Annotated in this window: 22 protein-coding genes; 15 read left to right on the forward strand and 7 right to left on the reverse strand. The window is 59.8% G+C overall.

Annotation, left to right across the window (positions count from 1 at the left end):
- Positions 1–11: 11 nt before the first annotated feature.
- The 4 genes from AB4N92_RS18410 to AB4N92_RS18425 all read right to left on the reverse strand — a co-directional run bounded on the left by AB4N92_RS18410 (position 12) and on the right by AB4N92_RS18425 (position 3068).
- Positions 12–425, reverse strand: a complete 414-nt coding sequence (locus tag AB4N92_RS18410) for a SufE family protein (protein ID WP_047541351.1) — start codon at positions 423–425, stop codon at positions 12–14.
- On the reverse strand, positions 422–1627 hold the full coding sequence (locus tag AB4N92_RS18415) for an aminotransferase class V-fold PLP-dependent enzyme (protein WP_047541353.1): 1206 nt from the start codon (positions 1625–1627) through the stop codon (positions 422–424). Before AB4N92_RS18415 ends, AB4N92_RS18410 begins: the two co-directional genes overlap by 4 nt.
- Positions 1628–1691: 64 nt before the next feature.
- The gene (dapD, locus tag AB4N92_RS18420) at positions 1692–2726 is read right to left on the reverse strand and encodes a 2,3,4,5-tetrahydropyridine-2,6-dicarboxylate N-succinyltransferase (RefSeq protein WP_010212585.1); all 1035 of its coding nucleotides are present in this window, start codon (positions 2724–2726) and stop codon (positions 1692–1694) included.
- 33 nt (positions 2727–2759) lie between these two features.
- Complete coding sequence (locus tag AB4N92_RS18425) at positions 2760–3068, reverse strand: arsenate reductase (RefSeq protein ID WP_231501198.1); 309 nt, start codon at positions 3066–3068, stop codon at positions 2760–2762.
- A gap of 267 nt (positions 3069–3335) precedes the next feature.
- On the opposite strand from AB4N92_RS18425, the gene AB4N92_RS18430 reads away from it, so the two are divergent.
- Positions 3336–4979, forward strand: a complete 1644-nt coding sequence (locus AB4N92_RS18430; RefSeq protein ID WP_021492431.1) for a Na+/H+ antiporter — start codon at positions 3336–3338, stop codon at positions 4977–4979.
- 13 nt (positions 4980–4992) lie between these two features.
- On the opposite strand, the gene dapC is transcribed toward AB4N92_RS18430, so the two are convergent.
- The 3 genes from dapC to map all read right to left on the reverse strand — a co-directional run bounded on the left by dapC (position 4993) and on the right by map (position 9905).
- Positions 4993–6192 carry a succinyldiaminopimelate transaminase gene (gene dapC / locus AB4N92_RS18435; protein ID WP_010212472.1) on the reverse strand — a complete coding sequence of 400 codons (1200 nt, stop codon included), beginning with the start codon at positions 6190–6192 and terminating at the stop codon, positions 4993–4995.
- Positions 6193–6340: 148 nt separating this feature from the next.
- Positions 6341–9043 carry a [protein-PII] uridylyltransferase gene (locus tag AB4N92_RS18440; RefSeq protein WP_021492430.1) on the reverse strand — a complete coding sequence of 901 codons (2703 nt, stop codon included), beginning with the start codon at positions 9041–9043 and terminating at the stop codon, positions 6341–6343.
- Between the two features lie 73 nt (positions 9044–9116).
- Positions 9117–9905, reverse strand: coding sequence for a type I methionyl aminopeptidase (map, locus tag AB4N92_RS18445; protein ID WP_010212469.1), 789 nt, complete (start codon positions 9903–9905; stop codon positions 9117–9119).
- A gap of 387 nt (positions 9906–10292) precedes the next feature.
- Between map and rpsB the strand changes: the two genes are divergently transcribed.
- The 14 genes from rpsB (at position 10293) to lpxB (ending at position 24316) form a co-directional block, all read left to right on the forward strand.
- Positions 10293–11030, forward strand: a complete 738-nt coding sequence (gene rpsB, locus AB4N92_RS18450) for a 30S ribosomal protein S2 (protein WP_003189158.1) — start codon at positions 10293–10295, stop codon at positions 11028–11030.
- A 203-nt stretch (positions 11031–11233) separates the two neighbouring features.
- Complete coding sequence (tsf, locus tag AB4N92_RS18455) at positions 11234–12097, forward strand: translation elongation factor Ts (RefSeq protein WP_010212467.1); 864 nt, start codon at positions 11234–11236, stop codon at positions 12095–12097.
- Between the two features lie 211 nt (positions 12098–12308).
- Positions 12309–13052, forward strand: coding sequence for a UMP kinase (gene pyrH / locus AB4N92_RS18460; protein WP_003172271.1), 744 nt, complete (start codon positions 12309–12311; stop codon positions 13050–13052).
- Complete coding sequence (gene frr / locus AB4N92_RS18465; protein WP_010212461.1) at positions 13049–13606, forward strand: ribosome recycling factor; 558 nt, start codon at positions 13049–13051, stop codon at positions 13604–13606. The genes pyrH and frr overlap by 4 nt, the downstream gene beginning before the upstream one ends.
- A gap of 17 nt (positions 13607–13623) precedes the next feature.
- On the forward strand, positions 13624–14379 hold the full coding sequence (gene uppS / locus AB4N92_RS18470) for a polyprenyl diphosphate synthase (protein WP_010212460.1): 756 nt from the start codon (positions 13624–13626) through the stop codon (positions 14377–14379).
- Positions 14380–15186 (forward strand): phosphatidate cytidylyltransferase, encoded by an 807-nt coding sequence (locus AB4N92_RS18475; RefSeq protein ID WP_021492429.1) that lies wholly within the window; start codon positions 14380–14382, stop codon positions 15184–15186.
- Positions 15183–16373 carry a 1-deoxy-D-xylulose-5-phosphate reductoisomerase gene (ispC, locus tag AB4N92_RS18480; RefSeq protein ID WP_021492428.1) on the forward strand — a complete coding sequence of 397 codons (1191 nt, stop codon included), beginning with the start codon at positions 15183–15185 and terminating at the stop codon, positions 16371–16373. Before AB4N92_RS18475 ends, ispC begins: the two co-directional genes overlap by 4 nt.
- A 53-nt stretch (positions 16374–16426) precedes the next feature.
- Positions 16427–17779, forward strand: coding sequence for a sigma E protease regulator RseP (rseP, locus tag AB4N92_RS18485; protein WP_010212455.1), 1353 nt, complete (start codon positions 16427–16429; stop codon positions 17777–17779).
- Between the two features lie 74 nt (positions 17780–17853).
- Entirely contained in the window at positions 17854–20241 is a 2388-nt protein-coding gene (gene bamA, locus AB4N92_RS18490; protein WP_021492426.1) for an outer membrane protein assembly factor BamA, read from the forward strand.
- Positions 20242–20286: 45 nt separating this feature from the next.
- Complete coding sequence (locus AB4N92_RS18495) at positions 20287–20790, forward strand: OmpH/Skp family outer membrane protein (RefSeq protein ID WP_003219314.1); 504 nt, start codon at positions 20287–20289, stop codon at positions 20788–20790.
- A gap of 3 nt (positions 20791–20793) precedes the next feature.
- Positions 20794–21849 carry a UDP-3-O-(3-hydroxymyristoyl)glucosamine N-acyltransferase gene (lpxD, locus tag AB4N92_RS18500; protein WP_010212451.1) on the forward strand — a complete coding sequence of 352 codons (1056 nt, stop codon included), beginning with the start codon at positions 20794–20796 and terminating at the stop codon, positions 21847–21849.
- Positions 21850–21960: 111 nt separating this feature from the next.
- The gene (gene fabZ / locus AB4N92_RS18505; RefSeq protein WP_003172281.1) at positions 21961–22401 is read left to right on the forward strand and encodes a 3-hydroxyacyl-ACP dehydratase FabZ; all 441 of its coding nucleotides are present in this window, start codon (positions 21961–21963) and stop codon (positions 22399–22401) included.
- Positions 22398–23174 carry an acyl-ACP--UDP-N-acetylglucosamine O-acyltransferase gene (lpxA, locus tag AB4N92_RS18510; protein ID WP_010212450.1) on the forward strand — a complete coding sequence of 259 codons (777 nt, stop codon included), beginning with the start codon at positions 22398–22400 and terminating at the stop codon, positions 23172–23174. Before fabZ ends, lpxA begins: the two co-directional genes overlap by 4 nt.
- Before the next feature lie 2 nt (positions 23175–23176).
- The gene (gene lpxB, locus AB4N92_RS18515; RefSeq protein WP_021492425.1) at positions 23177–24316 is read left to right on the forward strand and encodes a lipid-A-disaccharide synthase; all 1140 of its coding nucleotides are present in this window, start codon (positions 23177–23179) and stop codon (positions 24314–24316) included.

Raw genomic sequence — 24316 nt, forward strand, 5'->3', positions numbered from 1 at the left:
CCAGCTCCCACTTAGTTTGGTGTATGGCTTAGTGCTCGCATGCGCTGCAGCACGGCATTCAGGCCATTGCTGCGCGACGGTGAGAGTTGGCGGGACAGGCCCAACTGGTTGAACCAGTCAGGCAGATCCACCGCCTGCAATTCTGTGGCGGACAACCCATTGACCCGCGCCAACAGCAACGCCACCAACCCGCGGATCATGCGTGCGTCGCTGCTGGCGGCGAACTGCCAGTGGCCATCGTGCAAGCGGCCGACCAGCCACACCAGGCTCTCGCAGCCCTGCACGAGATTAGCCTCGACTTTATCCTCATCGGCCATGGCAGGCAGACGCTCGCCCCATTGCATCAGCATCCGCGCGCGTTGCTCCCAACTGCCGACGGCCTGAAAAGCTTCCAGTGCAGCCACTGCATCAACCGGCAGGCTCATCGCAACATATCCAAGGCTTGGTCCAGCGCCTCAAAGAAACGCTCCAGATCGTCGGAATCGTTATACAGCGCCAGGGACACACGGATCGCCCCCGACAAGTGCATCGCTTTGAGCAGCGGCATGGCGCAGTGATGACCGGCGCGCACGGCAATGCCTTGCTCGGTGAGCAGGTGCGCGAGGTCGGCGTTATGCACACCTTCGACGACAAAACTGACCAACGCCACTTGGGGCGAACCCAGCACGTGTACGCCATTGCGGGCTTTCAGCCCGCGCAACAGGTAGTCATGCAACGCCGCTTCATGGGCGATCACTGCCTGCTGATCCAGCGAACTCAGGTAATCCAGGCTGGCGCCCAGGCCAATCACGCTGGCAATCGGCGGTGTGCCGGCCTCAAAACCCAGCGGCGCGGGGCGGAAGCTGGCGCTGTGGTAATCGGCCTGCTGCACCATCTCGCCGCCGAACTGCCAGTGGCGCAGGTGGTGCAGGGCTTCATTGCGCCCAAACAGCACGCCGACGCCGTCCGGGCCATACAGCTTGTGGCTGGAAAACACATAGAAGTCGCAACCCAGGGCGTGTACGTCATGGCGGCCATGAACGATGCCTTGGGCGCCGTCGATCACGGTCAGGGCACCGTGTGGCTGGGCCAATGCCAGCAGGGCTTCCAGCGGCTGCCAGGCGCCGAGCACGTTGGACAGCTGGCTCACTGCCAGCAGGCGCGTGCGCGGGCCGATCAACTCGGCGGCGGCGTGCAGGTCGATGACGCCGTCATCACCCAGTGGCAACACCAACAGCGTCAGTGCGCGTCGCTTGGCCAGTTGCTGCCAGGGCAACAGGTTGGCGTGGTGTTCCAGGGCGCTGATGACAATTTCATCGCCCGCATTGAATAAGTGCTCAAGGCCATAGGCCAAGAGGTTCAGCGCAGACGTCGCGCCGTGGGTAAACACAATCTGCCCGCTGTCGCCTGCATTCAACCACTGCGCGACCTTGCTGCGGCTGTCTTCGAACGCCTGGGTCGCATGGGCACCTGGCAAATGCTGGGCACGGTGCACATTGGCTGCGCCGTTGGCGTAGTAATGGCTGATGGCATCCAACAAGGCCTGGGGCTTTTGCGTGGTGGCGGCGTTGTCCAGGTAAGTCTGGTCTTGCCGCTGCAGGGTGGCGATGGCCGGGAAGTCGGCGCGCCAGGGGGAGGGCACTAGCATGGTGTTCAAGACTCGTATAAGCGAGCCCCAGGGTCGGGGCCCGCTAGTGGCATCGAGTGGCTGCTTAGTTGTGAGCGTGCAGCGCTTCGTTCAGTTCGATGGCCGATTTGTGGGTTTTGCACTCCACGGCACCGGTCTCGGAGTTGCGACGGAACAGCAGGTCCGACTGGCCGGCCAGCTCGCGAGCCTTGACCACTTTGACCAGTTGGTTCTGCTCGTCCAGCAGCGCAACCTTGGTGCCGGCGGTGACGTAAAGGCCCGACTCCACGGTGTTACGGTCGCCCAACGGGATACCGATACCGGCGTTGGCGCCGATCAGGCAGCCTTCACCGACCTTGATCACGATATTGCCGCCGCCCGACAGCGTGCCCATGGTGGAGCAACCGCCACCCAGGTCCGAACCCTTGCCGACGAACACGCCTGCCGATACACGGCCTTCGATCATGCCCGGGCCTTCGGTGCCGGCGTTGAAGTTGACGAAGCCTTCGTGCATCACGGTAGTGCCTTCGCCCACGTAGGCACCCAGGCGGATACGCGCGGCATCAGCGATACGCACACCGCTCGGCACCACGTAGTCGGTCATTTTCGGGAACTTGTCCACCGAGAACACTTCCAGCAGTTCGCCACGCAGGCGCGCTTCCAGCTGGCGTTCGGCCAGTTCGGCGATGTCGATCGCGCCCTGGCTGGTCCAGGCTACGTTCGGCAACTGCGGGAATACACCGGCCAGGCTCAGGCCATGGGGCTTGACCAGGCGGTGGGACAGCAGGTGCAGCTTGAGGTAAGCCTCAGGCGTGGAGGTCAGTGCGGCGTCTTCGGCCAGCAGGGTGGCGACCAGCGGCGTGTGGCTTTCGGCCAGGCGATTGAGCAACGCGGCTTGGGTAGCGTCGACATTCTTCAGTGCATCAGCCAGTTGCAGCGCTTGGCTGATGGTGAAAGTGATGGCCTGGTTGCCTTCGGTGTAGCCGAGGATCGGCGCAACGGCGGCGACGATTTCTGCCGACGGGTTGAGCAGCGGTTGTGCGTAAAACACTTCCAGCCAAGCACCTTGGCGGTTCTGAGTGCCAACGCCGAAGCCCAGGCTGAACAGGGAATGGGACATGCTGTTACCTCTACAAAAATGGTAAGGGCTGGCCTACTTGAGGGCCGCCGAATAACTATCTGGCTTGAAGCCAATCAGGGTTCTGTCACCGAGATCAAGCACCGGGCGCTTGATCATCGAGGGTTGTGCGAGCATCAATTCAATGGCTTTCGACTGATCGAGATCGGCTTTGCGTTCGTCTTCGAGTTTGCGAAAGGTGGTGCCCGCACGGTTCAAAACCACCTGCCAACCGTGCTCGTTGCACCATTGGGTCAAGTGTTCGCGGTCGATACCGGCCGTTTTGTAATCGTGGAACTCATAGTTGACGCCGTGCTCATCGAGCCAGGTGCGCGCTTTTTTCATGGTGTCGCAGGCTTTGATGCCGAAAAGGTGCAACGTTTTGCTTGAAGCGGTCAAGGAATTGCCCCCCTTTGGACCAAGTGGAAACGAAAGGTCACGGATTATGCCATGACCAGCGGGCTGGTGCCCCTCGTCATGCTGGTGTGCGACGTATGTGCAAATGCCGGCCGGCAGCATGGGCGGTAACATAGCTGGGTAATATGGCACTTCAAAGGCGAGTTGTTGCCTGATGTGTGTCGTTGCAAGTCGATTGTCCGGGAAACCCGCTTTATGCAAACCGCCTACACCGTTCTTATCCTGCTGATGCTGGTCAGCGTTTCGCGTCTTGTCGGGCGTGTCATTCCTCTGCCGTTGCCTCTGGTCCAGATTGCCGCCGGTGCCTTGCTCGCCTGGCCTACGCTTGGCCTGCACGTAGCGCTGGACCCCGAGTTGTTCCTGTTTCTGTTTCTGCCGCCGTTGCTGTTCTCCGATGGCTGGCGCATGCCCAAGCGGGAATTGTGGCGGCTGCGCGGGCCGATCCTGACGTTGGCGGTGGGCCTGGTGCTGTTTACGGTGGTCGGCGCCGGTTACTTCATCCATTGGCTCTTGCCTACGATCCCGCTGCCGGTGGCCTTCGCCCTGGCGGCCGTGTTGTCGCCGACGGATGCCGTGGCAGTGTCGGCCATTTCCCAGAATCGTTTGCCCACGCCGCTGATGCACATGCTCCAGGGCGAGGCCTTGATGAATGATGCATCGGGCCTGGTGACCTTCAAGTTCGCCCTGGCGGCAGCGCTGACAGGTGTGTTTTCCCTGGCGGATGCCAGCCTCACGTTTGTCTTGGTGGCGGTGGGTGGCCTGGCGGTAGGCGTGGCCCTGAGCTGGCTGGTCGGCCGCCTGCGCGCATGGATGATCGCCCGCGGCTGGGACGACCCGGCGACCCACGTGGTGTTCATGTTGTTGTTGCCGTTTGCGGCCTATGTGCTGGCCGAGCGCCTGGGGGCATCGGGCATTTTGTCGGCGGTGGCGGCGGGCATGATGCAAAGCTGGCTTGACCTGCTGCCACGCCAGACCAGTACGCGCTTGCTCAATCGCAGCGTGTGGTCACTGCTGGAGTTTGCTTTCAATGGTTTGATTTTCCTGCTGCTGGGCCTGCAACTGCCGGACATCATCAAGGCGGTTGTCAGCCATGAGCCGACGCTGTGGCCGACCTTGTTTTATCGCTGCCTGGATGTGGTCGCGATCTTCCTGGTGCTGGTGGTGTTGCGCTTTATCTGGGTGCAGAGCATCTGGCGGCTGTCGGGCTTGCTGCGCAGGCTGCGTGGGAAAAGTGAATTGACGCTGGTGCCGACGGCCCGTTCCTGCTGGTTGTTGACGGTCGGTGGGGTACGCGGTGCGGTGACGTTGGCGGGTGTGATGTCGGTGCCATTGTTGCTGGCGCCTGGACAGGATTTTCCGGAGCGTGACTTGCTGATCTTTATCGCCGCCGGGGTGATTCTGTTATCGCTGATCGCCGCCTGTATCACCTTGCCATTGTTGCTGCGGGGCATTGAAAAGAGCCCGGACGAGAAGCGCCACAAGGAGGTGCGTGAAGCCTGGAAGAAAACTGCCGTCGCGGCAATTCACGCGCTTGAAGCGGAGGAACCCGCAGAAGTCGAAACCCAGGACGCCGCCCAGGCCGCGCTCGCCACTGAGCTCAAGGCACGGCTGATGTCGGAATATCGCCATCAGTTAGAAGTGTTCAACGACTCCGCCGAAGCCCAGGCGCTGGCGCAGCAGATGGACTTGCTGGAGCGAAAGCTGCGCCTCAAGGCCCTGCGGGCGCAGCGGTTGGAGTTGTACAGCCTGAGCCGTCATCACCAGATTGGTGATGACGTGCTGAGGGAGGTGTTGGCGGAGCTGGATATGAGTGAGGCGAATCTGGGCCAGGTGAAGTGAACCCGGTCAGGTCTTAGCGGCGACGCTGGATGAAATCCCGAATCCGCTCCGCCGCTTCCACACACTCCGCCAACGGCGCGACCAGCGCCAGGCGCACACGGCCGGCGCCAGGGTTGAAGCCGTCCACTTCCCGCGACAGGTACGAACCCGGCACTACGGTCACGTGTTCTTCCACAAACAGGTCACGGCAGAACCCGGCGTCGTCGCCATTCACATTCGGCCACAAGTAGAAGCCGCCATCCGGGCTCTCGACGTCCAGCACCGGTTTGAGAATCGCCAGCACCGCATCGAACTTCTCGCGGTACAGGTCACGATTGGCGAGCACGTGGGCTTCGTCCTGCCAGGCAGCAATACTGGCCAGTTGCGTTTGCACTGGCATCGCACAGCCGTGGTAGGTGCGGTACAGCAGGAAAGCCTTGAGGATGTCTGCGTCGCCGGCCACGAAACCGGAGCGCAGGCCCGGCAGGTTGGAGCGCTTGGACAGGCTGTGAAACACCACGCAGCGTTTGAAGTCCTGGCGGCCCAGTTCGACGCAGGCACTCAACAGGCCCGGCGGCGGGCTTTGTTCGTCGAAGTACAACTCGCTGTAGCACTCGTCGGCGGCGATGACGAAGTCGTATTCGTCGGCCAGGGCGATGAGTTTTTTCAGGGTGTCGACCGGGATCAGCGCGCCGGTCGGGTTGCCGGGCGAGCACAGGAACAGAATCTGGCAGCGTTTCCAGATGTCCGGTGTTACGGCCTCGAAGTCCGGGTTGAAGCCGTTGGCGTCCAGGCACGGCAGGTAGTGCGGTTTGGCCCCGGCCAGGAACGCGGCGCCTTCGTAGATCTGGTAGAACGGGTTCGGGCTCACCACCAACGCGTCGTCGCCACGGTTGACCACGGTCTGGGTGAAGGCGAACAGTGCTTCACGGGTGCCATTGACCGGCAGGATATTGCGCGCCGGGTCGAGCCAGCCCTTGGGCACGTTGAAGCGACGCTCACACCAGGCACCGATGGCTTCTCGCAGGGCCGGGATGCCCAGGGTGGTCGGGTACACGGCCATCTGGTCGAGGTTGTTGCTCAGCGCTTCGGCCACGAAGGTTGGCGATTTATGTTTCGGTTCGCCGATGGAGAGCGCGATAGGGCGCTTGTCCGGGTTGGGCGTGACGCTGCCCAGCAGGGCGCGCAGTTTCTCGAACGGGTAGGGCTGTAGCTGGTTCAGGGCGTTGTTCATGAGGGCCTCGATCAGGAGGAGGACGGCTTTTTGTGGGAGCTGGCTTGCCTGCGATGCGTACACTCGGAGTATCAGCCATACCGAGTCGATGCCATCGCAGGCAAGCCAGCTCCCACAGGGACCGTGCCCACTGGGACGTTAAATTAATTCAAATGGTCAGTCTGGTCAGCTCGACGCCGGGTTCCTGGGTAACGCTCAGCTGCTGGACGATGGCTTCCTGCAAGCGCAGGCACAGTTCCGGGTCGGACAACGGCTGGTTGTCGGCATCGGTGATGAAGAACACGTCTTCCACACGCTCGCCGAGGGTCGCGATCTTGGCGTTCTGCAACGACAGGTCGAACTCCAGGAAAATCCCGCCGATGCGGGCCAGCAGGCCTGGGCGATCCGGGGCGCTGAGCTCCAGCACCGTCACCGGTCGTTGGGCGTCGTTGGAAATGGTCACCTGGGGCGCAAACGCAAAGTGCTTGAGTTGGCGCGGCACCCGACGCTGGATGATGGTCGGGTATTCGTCAGGGTTGCGCAGGGCCTCGGTCAGGCCTTCGCGGATCTTTTTCACCCGTGCCGGATTGTCACCAATCGAGTCGCCATCGGTGTCGAGCACGATATAGGTGTCGAGGGTGAACTGGCTGCTGGAGGTGATGACACGGGCGTCATGGATGTTCAGGTTGAGCTGGTCCATGGCTGCCACGGTCACGGCGAAGAAGTCGTGCTGGTCGGGCGCATAGATGAAGATCTGCGTACCGCCTTCGAATTCGCGTTGGGTGGTTTCCTTGATCAGTACCAGCGGGCCGCCATCGGCGGGCTGTTGCAGGATTGCGTCAGTGTGCCAGGCGACATCGCCCGCGGTGTGGCGCAGGAAGTAGTCATCCCCCAACTGCGACCACAACTGCTCGACGTCGTCCGGATCGTTGCCGCCGCGTACCAATATGTCCAGGGCCGCGCTCTGGGTGCGGCGGATCTGCTCTTCGCGGTCCACCGGGTTTTCCAGGCCTCGGCGCAGGGCACGCTTGGTCTCGGTGTACAGCTGGCGCAACAGGCTGGCGCGCCAGGAGTTCCACAGCGTGGGATTGGTGGCATTGATATCCGAGACGGTCAGCACGTACAGGTAGTCGAGACGGGTTTCATCGCCGACGGTCTGCGCAAAGTCGTGGATCACCTGCGGATCGGACAAGTCCTTGCGCTGGGCTGTGGTCGACATGACCAGGTGGTTCTGCACCAGCCAGACGATCAGGCGGCTGTCCCACACGGGCAACTGGTGGCGTTGGCAGAAAGCCTCGGCGTCAACTGCACCCACCTCTGAGTGGTCGCCATGCCGGCCCTTGCCGATATCGTGGTAGAGGCCGGCCAGGTAGATCAGCTCGGGCTTGGGCAGTTTGGCCATGAGTTTGCTGGCCAGCGGGAATTTCTCTGACACCTGGGTGTACTGCAGCTTACGCAGGTGCTTGATCAGGTTCAGGGTGTGGGCGTCCACGGTATAGATATGGAACAGGTCGTGCTGCATCTGCCCGACGATAAAGCCGAACTCTGGGAGGTAGCGCCCGAGGATGCCGTAACGGTTCATGCGCCGCAGGTTGCGGTGGATACCGATCTTGCATTTGAACAGCTCGATAAACAGGCTGGTGTTGCGGATATCGTTGCGGAAATCGTCGTCGATCAGGTGACGGTTCTCCCGCAGCAGGCGAATGGTGTCGGCGCGCACGCCTTTGATTTCCGGCTGCTGGGCCATCAGTACGAAGATTTCCAGCATGGCGAACGGCGTGCGGCGGAACACGTTGTCGTTGCGTGCCTCGATATAGCCGTCATGCAGTTGGAAGCGTGCGTTGATCGGCTGCGGCGGCGCTTCGTCTTCGGGGGCCAGGATCACCTCTTCGAAGTGCTGGATGATCAGGTCGCTGAGCTGGGCAATGCTCATGACCACCCGGTAATACTGCTGCATGAAGCTTTCGATGCTGGTCTTCGCGTCCTCGCCTTCAAAGCCCAGCAGGGTGGCGATGGAGCGCTGGTGGTCGAACAGCAGCCGGTCTTCGGAACGCCCGGCGAGCATGTGCAAGGCGTAGCGCACCTTCCACAGGAATTCCTGGGACGAGGCCAGCAGGGCGTTTTCGCTCTCTACCAGAAAACCTTCGCCAGCCAGAGCGCGCAGGTTAAGGGTGCCGTATTGGCGACGGGCCACCCACAAAATCGTCTGAATATCCCGCAGGCCGCCGGGCGAGCCTTTGACGTTGGGTTCCAGGTTGTATTCGGTGTCGTTGTACTTGTGGTGCCGGGCTTTCTGCTCGGCACGCTTGGCCAGGAAGAAGTCCTTGCTCGGCCACATGTGCGCGGTGCTGGTGACTTCGAGCATGCGCTGGCGCAGGCGCTCGGGGCCGGCGATGGTGCGGCTTTCCATGAGGTTGGTGATGACGGTGAGGTCGGCACGGGCCTCTTCGGCGCACTCGTCGACCGAGCGCACGCTTTGGCCGACTTCCAGGCCAATGTCCCACAACAGTGTCAGAAAACGCTCTATGGAATCGCGAAAGATCTCATGGTCGGCGCTGTCCAGCAGGATCAACAGGTCGATGTCGGAATAGGGGTGCAGCTCGCCACGCCCGTAGCCGCCGACCGCCACCAGGGCGATGTCGGCGTCTTCGCTCCAACTGAACTGTTCCCAGGCCTTTTGCAGAATGTTATCGACGAACCAGGCGCGGTCCTCGATCAGTCGGCGGATATCCCGGCCACTGCGAAAACGCTGATCAAGCACCTCGCGGGCCTGGCGGATGGCCTTCTTGAACGCGGCGATAGGGCTCGCCTTCAGGGCCAGTTCGGCCTGGAACTGGCCACGGTCGAAGAGTTCGGGATCCACCTGGGGCATTGATCGGCTTTCCTTTCTATCTATCAGTCAGTCACAACACGGCGTGGGAAAACCAAAGCAACGTTGCCTACACCTAAGCGGCACCCGAGACGCGTGGGATCGTATCGTCGGCGCGCAGGGTGAAGATTTCGTAACCGGTTTCGGTGACCAGCAGGGTGTGTTCCCACTGGGCCGAGAGCTTGCGGTCCTTGGTGATGGCGGTCCAGCCGTCGCCCAGTACCTTGGTGTCGGCCTTGCCCTGGTTGATCATCGGCTCGATGGTAAAGGTCATGCCTGCTTTCAGCTCCATGCCGGTGCCGGCGCGGCCGTAGTGCAGGATCTGCGGCTCTTCGTGGAACACGGTGCCGATACCGTGGCCGCAGAATTCGCGCACCACCGAGAAACCATTCTTTTCAGCATGCTTCTGGATCACTTCACCGATGTCGCCCAGGCGGCAGCCGGGTTTCACGATCTCGATGGCCTTGTACATGCATTCCTGGGTCACCTGGGACAGGCGCTCGGCCCAGACCGGCACGTTGCCGACGTGGAACATGCGGCTGGTGTCGCCGAAGTAGCGGTCCTTGATCACGGTGACGTCGATGTTCAGCGTGTCGCCGTCCTTCAATGGCTTGTCACCTGGAATCCCGTGGCAGACCACGTGGTTGACCGAGGTGCAGATCGACTTGGGAAAGCCCTTGTAGTTCAGCGGCGCAGGGATGGCGCCCTGTACGTTGACTATATAGTCGTGGCAGATCTGGTTCAGGGTTTCGGTGGTCACGCCGGGCTTGACGTGTTCGGCGATCATCTCCAGCACGTCGGCAGCCAGTTTGCCGGCGATGCGCATGCCAGCGATGTCTTCGGCGGTTTTCAAACTAACGGTCATACAGGCTCTCTCTAGCGCGACGCGCTGAAATCAATACGGTTTACGGGCGTGCGACAAAAGGTTGCAGAGTTCGCACAAGCCACAGAAAACGCGATTCTAACAGACGATGGCGTCAAATCATGAGCCTCTGATGATCGCTTCTCTCTATAAGGTAGGGCTATGTTGGCTCTATTCAAGGGGTTACACGACCGCGGACGGCGGCAAATGTGATTGCGTGTTCCGTTTTTGCCGATGCTGTGGTATAAAATGCGCCGCTTTCCGGGGATACCCCGAAAGGCTTAAATCCACACACGTGTCGACACGATGACCTGGGTGCCGGAGGCTTTGAAGCCGCTGGTTGGTCATTGGGATACGTGGAGGCCAAACCCGACTTATTAAGGAACTATCATGTCCCAAGTCAACATGCGCGATATGCTGAAGGCCGGTGTGCACTTCGGTCACCAGACCCGTTACTGGAACCCGAAAATGGGTAAATACATTTTCGGCGCGCGTAACAAGATCCACATTATCAACCTTGAAAAAACCCTGCCAATGTTCAACGAAGCTCTGACTTTCGTAGAGCGCCTGGCCCAGGGCAAAAACAAGATTCTGTTCGTCGGCACCAAGCGTTCCGCTGGCAAGATCGTTGCTGAAGAAGCAGCACGTTGCGGTTCGCCGTACGTCGATCACCGCTGGTTGGGCGGCATGCTGACCAACTTCAAAACCATCCGTGCTTCCATCAAGCGTCTGCGTGACCTTGAAGTACAAGCCGAAGACGGTACTTTCGCCAAGCTGACCAAGAAAGAAGCGCTGATGCGCTCCCGTGACCTGGAAAAGCTCGATCGTTCCCTGGGTGGTATCAAGGACATGGGCGGTCTGCCTGACGCACTGTTCGTTATCGACGTTGATCACGAGCGCATCGCGATCACCGAAGCCAACAAGCTGGGCATCCCTGTTATCGGCGTAGTCGATACCAACAGCAGCCCGGAAGGCGTTGACTACATCATCCCAGGCAACGATGACGCAATCCGCGCTATCCAGCTGTACATGGGTTCGATGGCTGACGCTGTAATCCGTGGTCGTAACCACGTTGCTGGTGGTACCGAGCAGTTCGTTGAAGAAGCTCCGGTAGCTGCCGCTGAGTAATTGACGCCCTGGCGTTGACTCAGTAAGCAAAAAGGGGGCTTGGCCCCCTTTTTGCCACCTCGAAAACCGTTTGTCGGCGCTCACGTATGATGGCGCAACCTAGCGACTGTAACGTGCAGCAGCCTACAACGGAGATTCGGGAAGAATTGATCGCCCGTTTGATCGGGTGGAATGGTTGAAAACCTATCCAAGAGGATTTTGAAATGGCAGAGATTACTGCAGCGTTGGTTAAAGAACTGCGTGAGCGTACCGGCGAAGGCATGATGGATTGCAAAAAGGCCTTGACCAAGGCCGGCGGCGACATCGAAAAAGCCATCGACGACATGCGTGCCTCGGGCGCCATCAAGGCCGCCAAGAAAGCCGGCAACGTCGCTGCTGAAGGCGCTATCGCCCTGGTAGAAGACGGTAAAGCCGCCGTTCTGCTGGAAGTGAACTCGCAGACCGACTTCCTTGCCCTGCAAGACGACTTCAAGGCATTCGTTGCTTCCAGCGTCAAGAAAGCATTCGACGAGAAGCTGACCACTGTCGAGCCTCTGATCGAAGCTCAAGAAGCTGATCGCCTGGTACTGGTCGGCAAGGTTGGCGAAAACGTCAATATCCGTCGCCTGACTCGCGTTGAAGGTGATGTTGTTGGCGGTTACCTGCACGGCAACAAGATCGGTGTAGCTGTTGTTCTGAAAGGCGGCAACGTTGAGCTGGCCAAAGACATCGCTATGCACGTTGCTGCAAGCAACCCTGAGTTCCTGCTGCCTTCGGAAGTTTCCGAGGAAGCAATCGAGCGCGAAAAAGCTGTGTTCCTGAGCCTGAACGCCGACAAGATCGCCGGCAAGCCAGAAAACATCGTTGAAAACATGATCAAAGGCCGTATCAGCAAGTTCCTGGCTGAAGCGAGCCTGGTTGAGCAGGCGTTCGTCAAGAACCCTGAAGTCAAGGTTGGCGAACTGGCCAAGAAAGCCGGTGCTGAAATCGTTTCCTTCACTTACTACAAAGTAGGCGAAGGCATCGAGAAGCCGGTCGACAACTTTGCTGAAGAAGTTGCTGCCCAGCTGGCTGCCGCCAAGCAATAAGACAGTTTTAAACTGTCGCCCAAGAGAGGCTGCCCGCTCACGCGCGCAGCCTCTTTTCAAATGGGAAGGCCGATTTTAATTGGCTTCCCTTCGGAACTGGCTTACAAAGCCGTGTTCCGATGGCGCTGTAGCAGCGTCCAGCTAGAGTGAACGCAAGCCGTAAACGGCTCGCCAAGAATTTTTGAAAAATACGCCGCAGGAGAGATTCGCAATGGCTCAGCAGGGCAGTGGTTATCAGGCTCGCTATAAACGCATTCTACTCAAGCTTAGCGGCGAGGCCCTGATGGGCTCGGAAGAGTTCGGGATCGATCCCAAAGTCCTCGACCGCATGGCGCTGGAAGTCGGCCAACTGGTCGGTATCGGCGTACAGGTCGGCCTGGTGATCGGCGGCGGCAACCTGTTCCGTGGTGCGGCACTGAGCGCTGCTGGCATGGATCGGGTCACTGGCGACCACATGGGCATGCTGGCCACTGTGATGAACGCCCTGGCCATGCGCGACGCCCTGGAACGCGCCAATATCTCGGCTATCGTGATGTCGGCTATTTCCATGGTCGGCGTGACCGATCACTATGACCGCCGCAAAGCCATGCGCCACCTGAACGCCAAGGAAGTGGTGATCTTCGCCGCTGGCACGGGTAACCCGTTCTTCACCACCGACTCGGCAGCGTGCCTGCGCGCCATTGAGATCGATGCTGACGTGGTGCTCAAGGCGACCAAGGTCGATGGCGTGTACACCGCAGACCCATTCAAAGATCCGCATGCCGAGAAGTTCGATCATCTGACCTACGATGAAGTACTGGATCGCAAGCTGGGCGTGATGGACCTGACGGCTATTTGCCTGTGCCGCGACCACAAGATGCCGCTGCGCGTATTTAACATGAACAAGCCCGGCGCCCTGCTGAACATCGTACACGGCGGCGCAGAAGGGACTCTGATCGAGGAAGGCCAACAATGATCAACGAAATCAAGAAAGACGCCCAGGCGCGTATGCACAAATCCCTGGAATCCCTGAGCCATGCATTCGGCCAGATCCGTACCGGCAAGGCGCACCCAAGCATCCTGGGCAGCGTGATGGTGCCTTACTACGGTTCCGATACCCCTATCAGCAGCGTTGCCAACATTACCGTTAAAGACTCGCGCACCCTGCAAGTCGTAGCGTTCGAGCGCAACATGCTGGGTGCTGTCGACAAGGCCATCCAGAGCGCCGGTTTGAACCTCAACCCGACCAACCTGGGTGAGCTGCTACTGATCTCCATGCCGGCCCTGACCGAAGAAACCCGTAAGGGCTTCACCAAGCAGGCGCGCAGCGCAGCCGAGGACGCGCGTGTTGCCGTGCGCAACATCCGTCGCGATGCCCTGGGTGACCTGAAGAAGCTGGTCAAGGACAAGGAAATCAGCGAAGACGAAGAGCGTCGTGCCGTCGCTGATATCGACAAGCTGACCAAAGATGCCGAGGCCCAGATCACCAAGGCCACGGAAGAAAAAGAAAAGGACCTGATGGCCGTATAAGGGGTCAGGACGCCTTCATGGAAAAGACCAAGCAGACTGTGCCCTCTGTGGTGCCGCGCCACGTCGCGATCATCATGGATGGGAATAATCGCTGGGCGAAGAAACGCTTTATGCCGGGTGTTGCCGGGCATAAAGCGGGTGTCGATGCGGTTCGGGCTGTGATCGAGGTATGCGCCGAGGCCAAGGTCGAAGTGTTGACCTTGTTCGCCTTCTCCAGTGAGAACTGGCAGCGGCCCGCCGAAGAAGTCAGTGCCTTGATGGACCTGTTCTTCAAGGCCTTGCGTCGTGAAGCCAAGCGGCTCAACGACAATAACATCAGCCTGCGCATCATCGGCGATCGCTCCCGCTTCCACCCCGAACTGCAAACCGCCATGCGCGAAGCCGAGGCGATTACAGCGGGTGCCAACCGATTCGTGCTGCAGATCGCCGCCAACTACGGTGGCCAGTGGGATATCGCCCAGGCTGCACAGCGTCTGGCGCGCGAAGTGCAGGCCGGTCATCTACGGCCGGACGACATTACGCCCGAACTGTTGCAAACCTGCCTGGTGACTGGCGACCTGCCGCTGCCTGACTTGTGCATCCGTACCGGGGGTGAGCACCGCATCAGCAATTTCCTGTTGTGGCAGCTAGCCTATACCGAATTGTACTTCTCCGACCTGTTCTGGCCGGACTTCAAACACGATGCCATGCGTAAAGCACTGGCCGATTTCGCTTCCCGTCAGCGTCGCTTTGGTAAAACGAGCGAGCAGATCGAAGCTGGAGCCCGGGTTTAAATGCTTAAACAACGAATCATCACAGCACTGATCCTGTTGCCGATCGCCTTGTGTGGGTTTTTTCTGCTCGACGGTTCTGCCTTTGCGCTGTTTATCGGCCTGGTGGTCACCCTGGGGGCCTGGGAGTGGGCGCGCCTGGCGGGTTTCAACACGCAATTGCCGCGCGTTGTGTATGCCGCTGTGGTGGCTGCCTTGGCATTCCTCCTGTACATCCTGCCGGACATTGCGCCGTGGGTGTTGGGGGCGGCGGTGCTGTGGTGGGCGCTGGCGACATTCCTGGTGTTGACCTATCCAGGCACCAGTGGGAAGTGGTCCAGTGTGGCCTGCAAGCTGGTGATTGGTTTGCTGATCTTGTTGCCGGCGTGGCAAGGGTTGGTGGAGATCAAGCGTTATCCAATGGGTAACTGGTTGATCCTGGCGGTCATGGTGCTGGTATGGGGTGCTGATATCGGTGCCTACTTCTCCGGCCGGGCCTTCGGCAAGCGCAAGCTGGCGCCGGCGGTCAGTCCGGGCAAGAGCTGGGAAGGCGTCTATGGCGGGTTGGCGTTGACGCTGGTGATCGCGCTGGTGGTCGGTGTGGGGCGTGGCTGGTCGGTGAAGGACATCTTCCTGGCGCTGCTGGCCACTGCCATTGTGGTATTTATTTCGGTGGTGGGTGACCTCACCGAGAGCATGTTCAAGCGTCAGGCCGGGATCAAGGACAGCAGCAACCTGCTGCCGGGTCACGGCGGCGTGCTGGACCGTATCGACAGCCTGACCGCTGCCATTCCGATCTTCGCCGTACTGTTGTGGATGACCGCTTCGTGAGCCGCCTGCAGCAAGTCACCGTGCTGGGTGCAACCGGCTCGGTGGGGTTGAGCACCCTGGACGTGATTGCTCGTCACCCTGATCGCTATCAAGTCTTCGCCCTGACCGGGTTTACCCGTCTGAGTGAGTTGCTGGCCTTATGTGTGCGTCACGCGCCGCGCTTCGCCGTGGTGCCTGAGGGCGCAGCGGCCCGTGGCCTGCAGGATGATCTGCGGGCTGCCGGGCTTGCCACTCAAGTGCTGGTAGGGGAGCAGGGGTTGTGCCAGGTCTCGGCCGACGCCGAGGTGGATACCGTGGTCGCCGCTATTGTCGGCGCTGCGGGCCTGCGCCCAACCTTGGCTGCCGTGGATGCTGGCAAGAAGATCCTGTTGGCCAATAAAGAAGCGCTGGTCATGTCCGGTGCGCTCTTCATGCAGGCGGTGCGCAAGAGCGGTGCGGTGCTGCTGCCACTGGACAGCGAGCACAATGCAATTTTCCAATGCATGCCCGGCGATTTTGCGCGTGGCCTGAGCCAGGTGGGGGTGCGTCGGATCCTGCTGACCGCCTCCGGTGGCCCATTCCGGCAGACTCCACTGGCCGAGCTGGAGCATGTATCGCCCGACCAGGCGTGCGCTCATCCGAACTGGTCCATGGGGCGTAAAATCTCCGTGGATTCGGCAAGCATGATGAACAAGGGGCTGGAGCTGATCGAGGCGTGCTGGTTGTTCGATGCGCGCCCGGATCAGGTCGAGGTGGTGATTCACCCGCAAAGTGTGATTCATTCCCTGGTCGACTACGTGGACGGGTCGGTCCTGGCGCAGTTGGGTAACCCCGATATGCGCACGCCGATTGCCAATGCCCTGGCCTGGCCGGAGCGGATCGACTCGGGCGTAGCGCCATTGGATCTGTTTGCGGTGGCCCGGCTGGACTTTGAGGCCCCGGATGAACAGCGCTTTCCTTGCCTGCGCCTGGCGCGGCAAGCGGCTGAAGCGGGTAACAGCGCACCGGCGATGTTGAACGCGGCCAATGAAGTGGCTGTGGCAGCGTTTCTCGAACGGCGCATCCGCTTTCCGCAGATCGCGAGTATCATCGAAGACGTCCTGGCGCTTGAGCCTGTTGTGGCGGTCAATGAACTGGCGGCGGTATTCGAGGCTGACACCAAGGCCCGAGCCTTGGCAGAACAATGGTTGAACCGCAACGCGCGTTAGTCTGTGGGCAGGTTTGAGCCTTCAGGCACTGGATTGGAATGCGGAGAAATTAGATGAGTGCGCTTTACATGATTGTCGGCACCCTGGTTGCTCTGGGTGTGCTGGTTACCTTCCACGAATTCGGCCACTTCTGGGTGGCGCGTCGTTGCGGCGTCAAGGTACTGCGCTTTTCCGTCGGTTTCGGCATGCCGCTGGTGCGCTGGCACGACCGTCACGGCACCGAGTTCGTGATTGCGGCCATTCCTTTGGGCGGCTACGTCAAGATGCTCGACGAGCGCGAAGGCGAAGTGCCGGCAGATCAGTTAGACCAATCGTTCAATCGCAAGACCGTTCGTCAGCGCATTGCCATCGTCGCCGCCGGCCCGATCGCCAACTTTCTGTTGGCGATGGTGTTTTTCTGGGTCTTGGCCATGCTGGGCAGCCAGCAGGTGCGTCCGGTCATCGGTGCGGTCGAGTCGGACAGTATTGCCGCCAAGGCAGGGTTGGTTGCCGGGCAGGAAATTGTATCTATTGATGGCGAACCCACCACGGGCTGGGGTGCGGTCAATTTGCAGTTGGTGCGTCGCCTGGGTGAAAGCGGCATCGTCAAGGTGGTGGTGCGCGAGCAGGATTCCACCCGCGAAACCCCGCGTGAGCTGGCCCTCGACCATTGGCTCAAGGGCGCTGATGAGCCTGATCCGATCAAGTCTCTGGGCATACGTCCATGGCGTCCGGCCTTGCCACCGGTCCTCGCGGAGCTGGACCCGAAAGGTCCGGCCCAGGCTGCCGGCCTGAAAACCGGTGATCGCCTGTTGGCCCTCGATGGTCAGCCGCTGGGCGACTGGCAGCAGGTGGTCGACCTGGTCCGTGTACGTCCTGATACTAAAATTATGCTGAAAGTTGAGCGCGACGGTGCTCAAATCGACGTCCCCGTGACCTTGTCGGTTCGTGGGGAGGCCAAGGCGGCCGGGGGTTACCTGGGTGCCGGGGTCAAAGGTGTCGATTGGCCGCCATCGATGGTGCGTGAGGTGAGTTACGGGCCGTTGGCTGCAATTGGCGAAGGTGCAAAACGCACTTGGACCATGAGTGTGCTGACCCTCGAATCCCTCAAGAAAATGTTGTTCGGCGAGCTCTCGGTAAAAAACTTGAGTGGACCGATAACCATTGCTAAAGTGGCGGGCGCTTCTGCCCAGTCGGGTGTCGCGGATTTCCTGAATTTCTTGGCTTATCTGAGTATTAGCCTGGGTGTTCTGAATTTGTTGCCCATTCCTGTACTGGATGGGGGGCATCTGTTGTTTTATCTGGTCGAGTGGGTGCGTGGTCGCCCCTTGTCGGATCGGGTGCAGGGTTGGGGGATACAGATCGGTATCAGTTTGGTGGTCGGGGTGATGTTATTAGCCTTGGTCAACGATCTGGGTCGACTGTAACGCTTCGCTGAATTGCGAATCTGCCGCATTTTGCGGCAGTTTGTTTATTGCCAGTTGGAATAAGAAAGGACTTCATGAAACGTCTGCTGCTAACTGCGGTTCTCACCGTATTGATGATCGCCGAAGTTCACGCCGAGTCCTTCACCATCTCCGATATTCGCGTCAATGGCCTCCAGCGGGTTTCCGCGGGTAGCGTCTTTGGTGCATTACCGTTGAACGTCGGTGAACAGGCTGATGACCGTCGCCTGGTGGAATCCACTCGTGCGCTGTTCAAAACCGGTTTCTTTCAAGACATCCAACTGGGTCGCGAAGGCAACGTCCTGGTCATCACCGTGGTCGAGCGACCTTCCGTCGCCAGTATCGAGATCGAAGGTAACAAGGCGATCTCTACTGAAGACCTGATGAAAGGCCTGAAACAGTCTGGCCTGGCCGAAGGCGAGATCTTCCAGCGCGCCACCCTCGAAGGTGTGCGTAACGAACTGCAACGCCAGTACGTTGCCCAGGGTCGCTACTCCGCAACCGTGGAAACGGAAGTGGTCCCGCAACCGCGTAACCGTGTCGGCCTCAAGGTCAACATCAACGAAGGCACCGTGGCGGCGATTCAGCACATCAACGTGGTGGGTAACACCAAGTTCGCTGATGAAGACCTGATCGACCTGTTCGAGCTCAAGACCACCAACTGGTTGTCGTTCTTCAAGAACGATGACAAGTACGCCCGTGAAAAGCTGTCCGGTGACCTGGAGCGCCTGCGTTCCTACTACCTGGACCGTGGCTATATCAACATGGATATCGCTTCGACCCAGGTGTCCATCACCCCGGACAAGAAGCACGTCTACATCACGGTCAACGTCAACGAAGGCGAGAAGTACAAGGTTCGTGACGTAAAACTGAGCGGTGACCTTAAAGTACCTGAAGACCAGGTCAAGGCGCTGCTGCTGGTGCAGAAGGACCAGGTGTTCTCGCGCAAGCTGATGACGACCACCTCTGAACTGATTACCCGCCGCCTGGGCAACGAAGGCTACACCTTCGCCAACGTCAATGGCGTGCCGACACCTCATGATGATGACCACACCGTGGACATCACTTTCGTGGTCGACCCCGGCAAGCGTGCTTATGTGAACCGTATCAACTTCCGCGGCAACACCAAGTCTGCGGACGAAGTGCTGCGTCGTGAAATGCGTCAGATGGAGGGCGGCTGGGCGTCGACTTACTTGATCGACCAGTCCAAGACCCGTCTTGAGCGCCTGGGCTTCTTCAAGGAAGTCAACGTCGAAACCCCGGCCGTACCGGGTGTGGATGACCAGGTTGACGTGAACTACGCCGTGGAAGAGCAGGCATCGGGTTCGATCACCGCCAGCGTCGGCTTCGCACAGAGCGCCGGTCTGATCCTCGGTGGTTCGATCACCCAGAACAACTTCCTGGGTACCGGTAACCGCGTCTCCATCGGCCTGACCCGAAGCGAATACCAGAGCCGATACAACTTCGGCTATACCGACCCCTACTGGACTGCTGATGGTGTGAGCCTGGGCTACAACGCCTTCTACCGCACCACCGACTACAAAGACCTCGACGTTGACGTTGCAAGCTATGCGATCGACAGCCTCGGTGCCGGTGTCAACGTGGGTTACCCGATCAGCGAAACGTCGCGCCTGACCTTCGGCCTCACTGCACAGCAGGATGAGATCAAGACCGGTGTGTACACCGTGGACGAAATCTTTGACTTCACCCGTCGTGAAGGTGACAAGTTCCTGAACTTCAAGGCGTCTGCCGGCTGGTCCGAGTCGACCCTGAACAAGGGCGTACTGGCGACCCGTGGCCATTCCCAGAGCCTGACCCTGGAAACCACCACGCCGGGCAGCGACCTGTCGTTCTTCAAGCTCGACTACCGTGGCCAGTTGTTCACGCCGTTGAGCGACAACTACACCATGCGCCTGCACACTGAGCTGGGTTATGGCGATGGTTATGGCTCCACCAATGGTCTACCGTTCTACGAGAACTACTATGCGGGTGGCTTCAACTCCGTACGTGGTTTCAAAGACAGCACCTTGGGCCCACGTGGTACTCCAAGTCGTGGTGTTGGCGTAACCGGTAACCAGGGCACTGTGGCTGACTCGGACAATGACCCGCTGCCATTCGGTGGTAACGTCTTGATCCAGGGCGGTGCGGAAATCCTGTTCCCGCTGCCGTTCGTGAAGGATCAGCGTTCCCTACGGACTTCGGTCTTCTGGGATGTGGGTAACGTGTTCGATTCCAAGTGCGAGCAGATCAAAAACCCGAGTGGTGTGAAGTCCAACACCCAGTGCAACGATGTGAGCCTGAGCAACCTGGCAAGCTCCGTGGGTGTGGGTGTGACCTGGGTGACTGCGCTTGGCCCATTGAGCTTTGCTCTGGCCATGCCGATCAAGAAACCGGATAACGCTGAAACCCAGATTTTCCAATTCTCCCTCGGCCAGACGTTCTAAGCGTCTGACCCAAGATAACGACAACGGATTCTGTAGGAGTACATCGTGCGTAAGTTGACTCAATTGGTGCTGCTGGCAACTGTGTTGGTAGCGACCCCGGCCTTCGCCGAAATGAAAATCGCCGTCCTGAACTATCAGATGGCCCTCTTGGAATCCGATGCGGCCAAGAAATACGCCGTGGATGCCGAGAAGAAATTCGGCCCGCAACTGACCAAGCTCAAGACCCTGGAAAGCAGCGCCAAGGGCATCCAGGATCGTCTGGTGGCCGGTGGCGACAAGATGCAGCAAGGCGAACGCGAGCGTCTGGAGCTTGAGTTCAAGCAAAAGGCCCGTGACTACCAGTTCCAATCCAAGGAACTGAACGAAGCCAAGGCTGTTGCTGACCGTGAAATGCTGAAACAACTGAAGCCGAAGCTCGATAGCGCTGTGGAAGAAGTCATCAAGAAAGGTGCCTTTGACCTGGTGTTCGAGCGTGGCGCTGTGATCGACGTCAAGCCTCAATACGACATCACCCGTCAGGTGATCGAGCGCATGAACCAGCTGAAGTAAGCCATGACCGCGACTATCAAGCTCGGCGAGTTGGCCGAGTTCCTGGGGGCCACCTTGCGTGGCTCCCCGGAGAAGGAAATCACTGGGCTAGCCACCTTGCAGGAGGCTGGCCCAGCTCAGTTGAGCTTCCTCGCAAACCCCCAATACCGTAAATACCTGGTCGACAGCCAAGCTGCAGCCGTGTTGCTGAAAGCCGCTGACGCCGAAGGGTTTGCCGGGGATGCACTGGTGGTGCCCGATCCGTACCTCGCGTATGCGCGGGTTTCGCATCTGTTCGATCCCAAACCCAAGGCTGCCGCCGGTATTCATCCGTCTGCGGTGGTTGCCGACGATGCCCAGGTTGATCCTGCGGCCAGCATCGGTGCCTTTGCGGTGATTGAGAGCGGTGCACGCATCGCGGCCGGTGTCACGGTCGGTGCCCATTGCTTTATCGGTGCGCGCTGCGAAATCGGCGCCGGCGGTTGGCTGGCTCCCCGCGTGACCCTGTACCACGATGTGCGTATCGGTGAGCGCGTGGTCATTCAGTCGGGTGCCGTAATTGGCGGTGAAGGCTTCGGCTTTGCCAACGCCAAGGGTATCTGGAACAAGATCGCCCAGGTCGGTGGCGTATTGATCGGCGACGACGTGGAGATTGGCGTGAACACGGCTGTCGATCGCGGGGCCCTGGCCGATACCGTGATCGGCAACGGCGTGAAGCTCGACAACCAGATCCAGATCGCCCACAACGTGCAGATTGGCGATCACACCGCCATGGCGGCCTGCGTGGGTATCTCCGGCAGTACCAAGATCGGCAAGCATTGCATGCTCGCCGGTGGCGTCGGGTTGGTCGGGCATATCGATATTTGCGACAACGTCTTCATCACCGGCATGACCATGGTCACTCACTCGATTACCGAGCCTGGGGCCTACTCTTCCGGTACCGCCATGCAGCCCGCGGCTGAATGGCGCAAGAGTGCAGCTCGGTTGAGGCAGCTTGACGACATGGCTCGACGTCTCAAACAGCTGGAAAAGCGTGTTGGGGACGTGACCCCTGGCGGTAATGCTTCATCAGAAGGCTGATACCATTTCCATATCAAGTGTGCACAGCCGCTAGACTGCCTCCTTGATTTGCTAGCGGGGCGTGCTTTTAGTTCGCCCGCCCCCAATCTTTATTACAGGCTTCCCCCCGAAATGATGGACATCAACGAGATTCGCGAATACCTGCCTCACCGTTACCCGTTCCTGCTGGTGGATCGCGTAGTGGACCTCAACGTCGAGGAAAAGCGCATTCGTGCCTACAAGAATGTCAGCATCAACGAACCGTTCTTCAACGGTCACTTTCCCGCGCATCCCATCATGCCGGGTGTGTTGATCATCGAAGCGATGGCCCAGGCTGCCGGTATCCTTGGTTTCAAAATGCTCGACCTCAAGCCTGCCGACGGCACGCTTTACTATTTCGTGGGCTCCGACAAGTTGCGTTTCCGCAATCCGGTGACCCCTGGCGACCAGTTGATCCTGGAAGCCAAGTTCATCAGCTGCAAGCGCCAGATCTGGAAGTTCGAATGCCAGGCCTCGGTGGACGGCAAGCCGGTGTGCTCCGCTGAGATCATCTGTGCGGAACGCAAACTATGAGTTTGATTGACCCTCGCGCAATCATCGATCCGTCGGCCGTTCTGGCCGCCGACGTTGAGGTCGGCCCCTGGTCGATCATCGGCGCAGGTGTGGAAATCGGCGAGGGGACTGTCATCGGGCCGCACGTGATCCTCAAAGGTCCGACCCGCATTGGCAAACACAATCGCATCTACCAGTTCTCCTCGGTAGGCGAAGACACCCCGGACATGAAGTACAAGGGCGAAGAGACTCGCCTGGTCATCGGTGATCACAACATCATCCGTGAAGGCGTGACCATTCACCGTGGCACCGTTCAGGATCGGGCCGAAACCACCCTGGGTGATCACAACCTGGTCATGGCTTACGCGCACATCGGTCACGACAGCGTCATCGGCAACCACTGCATCCTGGTCAACAACACCGCGTTGGCCGGGCATGTGCACGTTGACGATTGGGCGATCCTGTCCGGGTTCACCCTGGTGCATCAGTACTGCCATATCGGCGCTCATAGCTTTTCCGGCATGGGCACGGCCATTGGCAAAGATGTTCCGGCATTCGTCACGGTATTCGGTAACCCGGCGGAAGCACGCAGCATGAACTTCGAAGGCATGCGCCGTCGCGGGTTCAGTGAAGACGCCATCCATGCCCTGCGACGTGCCTACAAGGTGGTTTACCGCCAAGGGCTCACCGTTGAGCAGGCATTGACCCAACTGGCCGAGCCGGCAGCGCTGTTCCCGGAAGTCGCGGTGTTCCGTGACTCAATCCAGGCGTCGACTCGCGGCATCACCCGCTAATCATGGCCAATCTGCGTATCGCACTGGTGGCCGGGGAAGCTTCCGGCGACATTCTGGGCGCAGGTCTCATGCGGGCCCTCAAGGCCCAGCACCCGGCGGTGGAGTTCATTGGCGTCGGTGGTCCGCTGATGCAGGCTGAAGGGCTTACGTCCTACTTTCCCATGGAACGTTTGTCGGTCATGGGGCTGGTCGAGGTGCTGGGTCGCCTGCGCGAGCTGCTGGCCCGTCGCAAGCTGCTGATCCAGACGCTGATCGAAGAAAAACCCGACGTGTTCATCGGCATCGACGCGCCGGACTTCACCCTCAATATCGAACTCAAGTTACGTCAGGCCGGGATCAAGACCGTGCACTACGTCAGCCCGTCCGTGTGGGCGTGGCGGCAGAAACGCGTGCTGAAGATCCGCGAAGGCTGTGATCTGATGCTGACTCTGCTGCCGTTCGAGGCCCGGTTCTATGAAGAGAAGGGTGTGCCGGTACGGTTTGTGGGGCATACCCTGGCCGACGCGATTCCGCTGCAGGCTGATCGCGCCGCTGCGCGTGCCGAGTTGGGCTTGCCCGATGGCCCGCTGGTCGCGCTGATGCCTGGCAGCCGTGGTGGCGAAGTCGGCCGTCTGGCCTCGGTGTTTTTTGACGCTGCCGAACGCCTGCTGGCCTTGAAGCCGGGTGTACGTTTCGTGCTGCCTTGCGCTAGCCCGCAACGGCGTGCGCAGATCGAAACACTGCTGGAAGGCCGCAACCTGCCGTTGACCTTGCTCGACGGCCAGTCACACCTGGCCCTGGCGGCCTGTGATGCGGTGCTGATCGCTTCGGGCACCGCTACCCTGGAGGCCTTGCTGTACAAGCGCCCAATGGTAGTGGCCTACCGCCTGGCGCCGCTGACGTTCTGGATTCTCAAGCGCATGGTCAAAAGTCCTTACATCTCCCTGCCCAATCTGCTGGCCCAGCGCCTGTTGGTGCCGGAGTTGTTGCAGGACGATGCAACGCCCGAGGCGCTCGCACAAACGCTATTACCCTTGATCGACGGTGGCGAAGAACAGACCCGTGGTTTCGACGACATTCACCGCATACTGCGCCGTGATGCCTCGAACCAGGCGGCCGACGCCGTGCTGACCCTGATCGGCCATAAACAGGAAAGCCTATGA

It is taken from the genome of Pseudomonas sp. S3_A09 (genome assembly GCF_054668065.1).

Bases quoted from the DNA above. Each gene is read 5' to 3' on its own strand.
- AB4N92_RS18410 (WP_047541351.1), bottom strand. From the start codon at position 425: ATGAGCCTGCCGGTTGATGCAGTGGCTGCACTGGAAGCTTTTCAGGCC.
- AB4N92_RS18415 (WP_047541353.1), bottom strand. From the start codon at position 1,627: ATGCTAGTGCCCTCCCCCTGGCGCGCCGACTTCCCGGCCATCGCCACC.
- dapD (WP_010212585.1), bottom strand. From the start codon at position 2,726: ATGTCCCATTCCCTGTTCAGCCTGGGCTTCGGCGTTGGCACTCAGAAC.
- AB4N92_RS18425 (WP_231501198.1), bottom strand. From the start codon at position 3,068: ATGAAAAAAGCGCGCACCTGGCTCGATGAGCACGGCGTCAACTATGAG.
- AB4N92_RS18430 (WP_021492431.1), top strand. From the start codon at position 3,336: ATGCAAACCGCCTACACCGTTCTTATCCTGCTGATGCTGGTCAGCGTT.
- dapC (WP_010212472.1), bottom strand. From the start codon at position 6,192: ATGAACAACGCCCTGAACCAGCTACAGCCCTACCCGTTCGAGAAACTG.
- AB4N92_RS18440 (WP_021492430.1), bottom strand. From the start codon at position 9,043: ATGCCCCAGGTGGATCCCGAACTCTTCGACCGTGGCCAGTTCCAGGCC.
- map (WP_010212469.1), bottom strand. From the start codon at position 9,905: ATGACCGTTAGTTTGAAAACCGCCGAAGACATCGCTGGCATGCGCATC.
- rpsB (WP_003189158.1), top strand. From the start codon at position 10,293: ATGTCCCAAGTCAACATGCGCGATATGCTGAAGGCCGGTGTGCACTTC.
- tsf (WP_010212467.1), top strand. From the start codon at position 11,234: ATGGCAGAGATTACTGCAGCGTTGGTTAAAGAACTGCGTGAGCGTACC.
- pyrH (WP_003172271.1), top strand. From the start codon at position 12,309: ATGGCTCAGCAGGGCAGTGGTTATCAGGCTCGCTATAAACGCATTCTA.
- frr (WP_010212461.1), top strand. From the start codon at position 13,049: ATGATCAACGAAATCAAGAAAGACGCCCAGGCGCGTATGCACAAATCC.
- uppS (WP_010212460.1), top strand. From the start codon at position 13,624: ATGGAAAAGACCAAGCAGACTGTGCCCTCTGTGGTGCCGCGCCACGTC.
- AB4N92_RS18475 (WP_021492429.1), top strand. From the start codon at position 14,380: ATGCTTAAACAACGAATCATCACAGCACTGATCCTGTTGCCGATCGCC.
- rseP (WP_010212455.1), top strand. From the start codon at position 16,427: ATGAGTGCGCTTTACATGATTGTCGGCACCCTGGTTGCTCTGGGTGTG.
- bamA (WP_021492426.1), top strand. From the start codon at position 17,854: ATGAAACGTCTGCTGCTAACTGCGGTTCTCACCGTATTGATGATCGCC.
- lpxD (WP_010212451.1), top strand. From the start codon at position 20,794: ATGACCGCGACTATCAAGCTCGGCGAGTTGGCCGAGTTCCTGGGGGCC.
- fabZ (WP_003172281.1), top strand. From the start codon at position 21,961: ATGATGGACATCAACGAGATTCGCGAATACCTGCCTCACCGTTACCCG.
- lpxA (WP_010212450.1), top strand. From the start codon at position 22,398: ATGAGTTTGATTGACCCTCGCGCAATCATCGATCCGTCGGCCGTTCTG.
- lpxB (WP_021492425.1), top strand. From the start codon at position 23,177: ATGGCCAATCTGCGTATCGCACTGGTGGCCGGGGAAGCTTCCGGCGAC.